The following is a 6190-nucleotide window of genomic DNA, read 5'->3' as shown; positions in this document are numbered from 1 at the left end:
GGCCGGCACCGGGCACGCGTCCGCCGCCTGGAAAGGAAACAGCGGCAGGCCGCCCTGGCTGCGGTCTCCGGCCGGCACCGCGAGATCCTGACCCGCTGGAGCGCCTATGAACTCGATCCCTGGCTCGCGGCCGAGCATCCGCAGCTGCAGGATGTCCGCTCGCCGGAAACCCGGGACTTCATCCGGGCGCTGAAGGAAGCTGAACGCCTGCGCCCGGAGGTTGCTGCCGGGGCGGATGCGGATGATTCCGCCGCCTATGCCGAAGCGGTTGACCGCCTGGAGGAGTCACTGAGCCGGGCCGAACAGGCCGCCCGCGGCGGAAGGGCAGCCTGAGGGCGCCCGTGCGTGTGCTGCCGGGGTGAACCCCGGGGTAAACCCCGGCGCGGCAGGGCAGCCCTGTGCGGGGTGGACCGAGGCGTGATTGCATGGCAGTCTCGGCCTATGACATCCAAAGACATCAGTGTCTCGCGCAATGACGGGCTGGACCGGTACGAACTGCGGCTGGACGGGGAGCTTGTGGGTGTTGCCGACTATGAAAGGCAACCCGACGCCGTCGCCCTCACCCATACGGAAATGGAGCCCGCCTACCGGCACCAGGGGTACTCCTCGAAGCTGGCCAGATATGCCGTGGAGGACATTGTCAGCGAAGGGAAACGGGTAAAGCCGTACTGCTCCTACATGGCCACCTACCTCGGCAAGCACCCGGAGTACAGCCACCACGTATCCTGGCCGCAGGAGTGACAGGGGCTCCGCTGCCGCCGGCCTCCCGGTTCCACGGGCTGCCCCGTCCTTAAGTGGAGCTGGCTTCCCGCTCTGCATATGGGGGGAACGCAGAAGGGGAAGCCAGTTCGAACAGTATAATTCGATCTATCCGGGGAAATCCAATCGAGGGGGCGAAAAATGGCTGTGCCTGCCAAGTCTTTCCAGAGTTGGCGGGCGGCGATCGCACCGGGTGAATCCAACGCCGACCTCTGCCGCCGGACGGGGATTAAAAGGTCAACGCTGGCCCAGCAGATTGTCCGGGGGAAAGTCGCTGAGATCACGGTGGTCCGCGTGGCCAGGGCCTATGGGCGAAACCCGGTTGAAGCGCTCTCGGATTTTGAGGAGTACTCGGACCTTTTGAGCGGTCCGTGGCGGCCGACAACCGCTGAACTGGTCAGCCAGGTTTCCTATGTCTGCATTCTGAAGATGATCCTGGCCCGGGCTACCCAGGGTGGCGTGGAAAGCGCATCCGGCGGGGACATCGCTGAGTTCGGTCACCGTAATGCCATCCGGTCCTGGTTTGAAGCGGTGGATCCGGGGGACCTGCGCCAGCAGCTCAGCGCAAAGACGGGGGTAGCTCCCCAGAACATCTCCGCACAGCTGTCGGCCGGGCGGCTGGCACCGGAACTGGCGGTGGAAGCCGCACGTCTGGCGGACGTCTCGCTTCCGGGCGGGCTGGTAGCCATCGGTTTAGTCACCCCGGGTGAAGCGGGCTGGCCCGAAGGCGGGCAGGAAAGTGCCCTTGCCTCGCTCAGCGACTCCGAGCTTGTCCTGCTTGCCCGGGATCGCTTGGATGCATTGGGGAAAGCGATGAGGAAACTCGAACACGACGATGAAAACGAACTAACGCTTCTGGAGCACTTGGGATGAGTCTCGCTACCACCGTCCACCTCTCGGCTCTCGCCGTTTCGGGCCTGATTACCCTGACCCGACTTCCGCAGGCCATCAAGGGCCGGAATCCGCTGCTTTTCTGGGCGCTGCTTATGCTGACGGTGGCAATTGCCCTGGCCAATTCCGCCATCTATCTTGCGGTGGACAATGTGCTGGGTGGCATCAACATTGCCAACCTCATAATCCGTTTCGCAATGTACGGATTCGTCCTTATTCTCGGACTCAAGGCTTCTGTGGCTTTCCGCTCCCCCCTCGCAGGAAAGTGCATTGGCGGGTCTATTGGCCTTGCCGTGCTGGGGGTCCTTGCCGTGCTGATGGTTGTGCTTTTCGTCCTCGCCGACATGCCTTCGTCCTCACCGGGCCTGCGGGACTACGCCCAGCAATTGCCGATCATCCTTTACACAGCGCTGGGCCGCGCTTATCCCGCCTACGTGTCCGCCTGTTTGATAGGCCCGGCCTTTGCGACGGCGGCTCACCGGCGCCGTCCTGCCCTTATCCGCACAGCCTCCGCCCTGATCGCTCTGGGCCTGAGCGGTGCGGTTCTCTACGCGCTCCAGGACCACACACCGTGGGATGTGAGTCCGTGGGACCATTTGGTGCCTTATTCCGCACTGATTTCCTGCACCTTGGGGCTGGCGCTGCTCGGCGGCCGGCGGATGGCCTTGAATCGGGAGGAAAAGCAAACCCGCCTGACGCAAACCTATGTCAGATGACAATTAGGTAACCTTGTTCACATTTTCATGCGCATGTGCCAGAATAATGAATATGTAACATCCGCTGCCTGTGGGGGGTCAGCGTGAGGTTGCAACGAAGCCAGCGGCATTGCCGCTGGCTTCGTTATTTAAACCGGGTACTGGATGCCGCCTATTGTGCATCCAAATCGGTTTCCAGAATTTGCACCAGTGCGTCAAGCGCCTCTTCTGCGCCCGTATCGTCCGAGCGGAGCACCACCACGTCGCCGTGCGAGGCGCCCAGACTCATTAGCGAAAGCATGCTGGATGCATCCATCGCTTCCTCCGCCGGCGCACCGTCCATCGCTATGGTCACATCGACGGGCTGGGCCGCCGCAGCTTCAGCGAAAATCGAAGCCGGCCGGGCATGGAGCCCTACTCTGCTGGCCACCGTGGCTTTGCGTTCTGCCATTTTGTTGTTCCTTCCGTGGTTGCTTCCGAACTCGGGCCCTTACAGGCCAAGCTGCTCAAGGATCGGCAGCCGGCTGCGCACTATGGTGCGTGCCTCGGCTGCCGTGTGGGCTGCAAGGGCCCGTGCGGCAAGCTCCTGTGCCTGCTCCAGGGAGACCGATGCCAGGACCGCCCCGACACTGGAGAGCGCCCGCGGTGTCATTGAAAGCGTGTTTACTCCGATGCCGGTGAGGACGACGGCGAGGGCAGGGTCAGCGGCCGCTTCACCGCACACCCCCACGGTTTTGGATTGGGCGGCCGCCGTGGCGGACCCCGTCTCTGCGGGGAGCGCCGCGGTTGCCCGGGCGGCGCCGGCCACGGTTGCCGAAATCAGCTGCAGGACAGCCGGCTGCCACGGATCATTCAGGGTCGCCAGGGATCCGAGCTGACGGTCCGCCGCCATGGTGTATTGCGTCAGGTCGTTGGTGCCCAGGGATGCGAAGCGAACCCGGGACAGCACTGCCTCGGCCATGATCGCTGCGGCGGGGACTTCGATCATGACTCCCGGCATCCCGAGCCCTGCGGCGGTACACAGGACGGCAAAATCCGCAGCCTCCTCCGCCGTGGACACCATGGGTGCCATGACCCATACATCGGCTTCGTGCGCACCGGAAGCCACTGCGATAGCTTCCAGTTGCCGGGCGAGGACGCCGGGACTGGTGCGGTCGGTCCGGAATCCCCGCACACCCAGCGCAGGGTTGGGTTCGGAGGCATCCGTCAGGAAGGGGAGGGGCTTGTCAGCGCCGGCGTCCAGGGTTCGGATAACCACCTTCCGCCCCGGGAAGGCCTCGAACACGGCGCCATAGGCGGCTACCTGTTCCTCCAGACTGGGCTCGGAGTCGCGTCCCAGGAAACAGAATTCAGTGCGGAGCAGCCCGATTCCCTCCGCACCTGCCTCCGCAGCCGCGCGGGCGTCCTTGCCGGACCCCACATTGGCCAGCAACGGGACGCGGTGCCCGTCGGAAGTGGATCCCGTGCCGTTGAAGACCGGCAACGCGGATCGGGACGCATACTTCTGCGCCGCTTCCCGTTCGGCGACACCCGGTTCAACCACCACCGTTCCTGAAGCACCGTCCAGGTACAGCTCGGCCCCGTCCCCAACGTCGTTGGCTCCCGGTGCGCCGACGACGGCGGGCAGGCCCAGCGACCGCGCCAGGATGGCCGTGTGGGACTGCGGGCCACCCTCGCTGGTCACGAGTCCGATGACCTTGGCCGGGTCAAGGGTGGCCGTGTCAGCCGGCGCCAGCTCCACGGCGGTCAGGATGAACGGCACGTCGGAGGCGGGGATTCCCGGTGCCGGCAGCCCGTTGAGTTCCGCCACAATCCGGGCACGGACATCCAGTACGTCCTGGGTCCGTTCAGCCATGTACCCTCCGAGGCTCTGCAGCATGGCGGCCACTTCCATGCCGGCCTCCCAGATGGCCCGGTCCGGTGCCATACCCGCATTGATGTGCTTCCCGGCCGCCTTCAGCAGCATCGGATCCGTGGCCATCATCGCCGTGGCATCCAGGACAGCCCTGGCATCTCCGGAGGCAGTTTCAGCCCGGTGTTTGAGGTCCGCCCGGACGGTCTCCGCTGCGTCCTTCAAACGCGCCTTTTCACCGTCCACCGTGCTGTCCGCACTGAACTTTGCGTCGGCATCGGGCTCGGGTACCGGAGGCGGCATCCTGCGGGAAGGGCCGAGGACCCGTCCGGCACTTACTCCGATTCCCTTGATGGTCCGCATCATTAAAGCCTTCCTGTTTCCGACAGTGTCTTATGCAATGGCTGGTTCCTCTGCATTCTTCCGGGGGCCTACGAACCGTTTCAGGGCCACGTAGACAAACCCGGTGACGGCCGTGCCGGCCAGGATGGCCACAACGAACATCAGGATGTTGCCAATGGCGAAGAACACGAATATCCCGCCGTGGGGTGCCTGTGAGGTTACTCCGGTTGCCATGCAGATGGCACCGGCCACGGCACCTCCGAGCATTGTGGAGGGGATAACCCGGAAGAAATCGGCGGCCGCAAAGGGGATGGCGCCTTCGGAAATAAACGCCGCTCCGAGCAGCCAGGCGGCCTTGCCGTTCTCCCGAAGGGCCATGCTGAACTGGTTTTTGGCCAGGACGGTGGAGGCAAGGGCCATACCCAGCGGCGGCACCATGCCCGCAGCCATGACAGCTGCCATGATCTCCCACGGGACCTGGTTCTCGAAGCTGCCTTCACCCAGGCCGGCCACCGCGAAGGCATAGGCAACCTTATTGATGGGACCACCCAGGTCCGAGCCCATCATCAGACCCAGAATGATGCCCAGTCCGATGGCTGCGACGCCGGTCAGGCTGGTCAGCCAGTTGTTCAGCGCCAGGGTCAGTGCGGCTATCGGCCCGCCGAGGACCAGGATCATCAGGCCGGAGGCTATCAGCGAGGCCAGCAGGGGAATGATGACCACCGGCATCAGCCCCCGCAGCCACGAGGGAACGGTCCAATTGCCGATCCACCGGGCCATGTAACCGGCCAGCAGGCCGCCCACAATGCCGCCAATAAAGCCGGCGTCCATAAACAGGGCCACTGATCCGGCAGTAAAGCCCGGGGCAATGCCCGGCCGGTCCGCCAGGGCATAGGCTATGTAGCCGGCCAGCGACGGGACCAGGAACGCCAGGGACAGGTTGCCGATCTTCCAGAACACCGCACCGAGGTAGGCGATGAAGCCCTCCGGCGGCGGATTCAGAATCGAGGTGCCGTCCAGCATCCGGTCACCGTTGGCAACCTCGTCCACCTGCAGGGAGAGCTCGTAGCCGCCCAGCAGGAAGCCCAGCGCGATCAGCAGGCCGCCGCCGGCCACAAACGGAATCATGTAACTGACGCCGGTCAGCAGTGCCCGCTTCAGTTGTCCGCCGAAGCTTTCCCCGCCTGACGCCGCCCCTTCGCGCTCGTCTCCGCCGCCTCCCCCGCCGGAGACCCGGCGGGCATTGGGGTTGCTGATGGATTCGATTGCTTCATCGATCATCACGCCCGGCTCGTCGATGCCGCGTTTTACCGGACCACTGATAACCGGTTTTCCGGCAAAGCGCCCCCGGTCCCGCACATCAACATCGGTGGCAAATATCACGGCGTCGGCATTGCGGATGATCTCCGGATCCAGCGGCGTGGATTTCGCCGACCCCTGGGTTTCCACCTGCAGGTCGATTCCGCGCTCGGCGGCAGCGGCAGCCAGCGAATCCGCGGCCATATACGTGTGGGCAATGCCCGTGGGACAGGCGGTGACGGCCACGAGGTGCGGGGACTTCGAGGTATCCGACGCCGTGGCGCCGGTGCCGCCCTCTGATGCGGGGGCGTCAGCCCCGTGCCCGCCGTTCCCGGTTCCCGCCGCGCCGGCC

6 protein-coding genes and 1 pseudogene are annotated in these 6190 nt (G+C 64.8%); 4 read left to right on the top strand and 3 right to left on the bottom strand.

All coding sequences use genetic code 11. The features are described from left to right. From AC5RVB_RS16280 to AC5RVB_RS16265, 4 genes and pseudogenes are all read left to right on the top strand, one after another. Positions 1-333, top strand: a pseudogene (locus tag AC5RVB_RS16280) (hypothetical protein); the annotation flags it as partial. Between the two features lie 108 nt (positions 334-441). Further along, positions 442-741 carry a GNAT family N-acetyltransferase gene (locus AC5RVB_RS16275; RefSeq protein ID WP_231710200.1) on the top strand — a complete coding sequence of 100 codons (300 nt, stop codon included), beginning with the start codon at positions 442-444 and terminating at the stop codon, positions 739-741. Positions 742-900: 159 nt separating this feature from the next. After that, a complete protein-coding gene (locus AC5RVB_RS16270) occupies positions 901-1632 on the top strand; it encodes a hypothetical protein (RefSeq protein WP_494143168.1) in 732 nt (243 codons plus the stop codon). Next, positions 1629-2366 (top strand): hypothetical protein, encoded by a 738-nt coding sequence (locus AC5RVB_RS16265; RefSeq protein ID WP_494143167.1) that lies wholly within the window; start codon positions 1629-1631, stop codon positions 2364-2366. The genes AC5RVB_RS16270 and AC5RVB_RS16265 overlap by 4 nt, the downstream gene beginning before the upstream one ends. Before the next feature lie 151 nt (positions 2367-2517). On the opposite strand, the gene AC5RVB_RS16260 is transcribed toward AC5RVB_RS16265, so the two are convergent. From AC5RVB_RS16260 to AC5RVB_RS16250, 3 genes are all read right to left on the bottom strand, one after another. Next, complete coding sequence (locus AC5RVB_RS16260; protein WP_227903234.1) at positions 2518-2796, bottom strand: HPr family phosphocarrier protein; 279 nt, start codon at positions 2794-2796, stop codon at positions 2518-2520. A gap of 39 nt (positions 2797-2835) precedes the next feature. Beyond that, the gene (gene ptsP, locus AC5RVB_RS16255; protein WP_227929696.1) at positions 2836-4560 is read right to left on the bottom strand and encodes a phosphoenolpyruvate--protein phosphotransferase; all 1725 of its coding nucleotides are present in this window, start codon (positions 4558-4560) and stop codon (positions 2836-2838) included. A 30-nt stretch (positions 4561-4590) separates the two neighbouring features. Then, the coding region (locus AC5RVB_RS16250) for a PTS fructose transporter subunit IIC (RefSeq protein WP_494143166.1) at positions 4591-6190 on the bottom strand (1600 nt) is incomplete at its 5' end.

The organism is Arthrobacter sp. Y3225209, assembly GCF_059090685.1.
The sequence above is the reverse complement of the archived record's forward strand: the minus strand, read 5'-3'. Positions and strand labels throughout refer to the sequence as shown.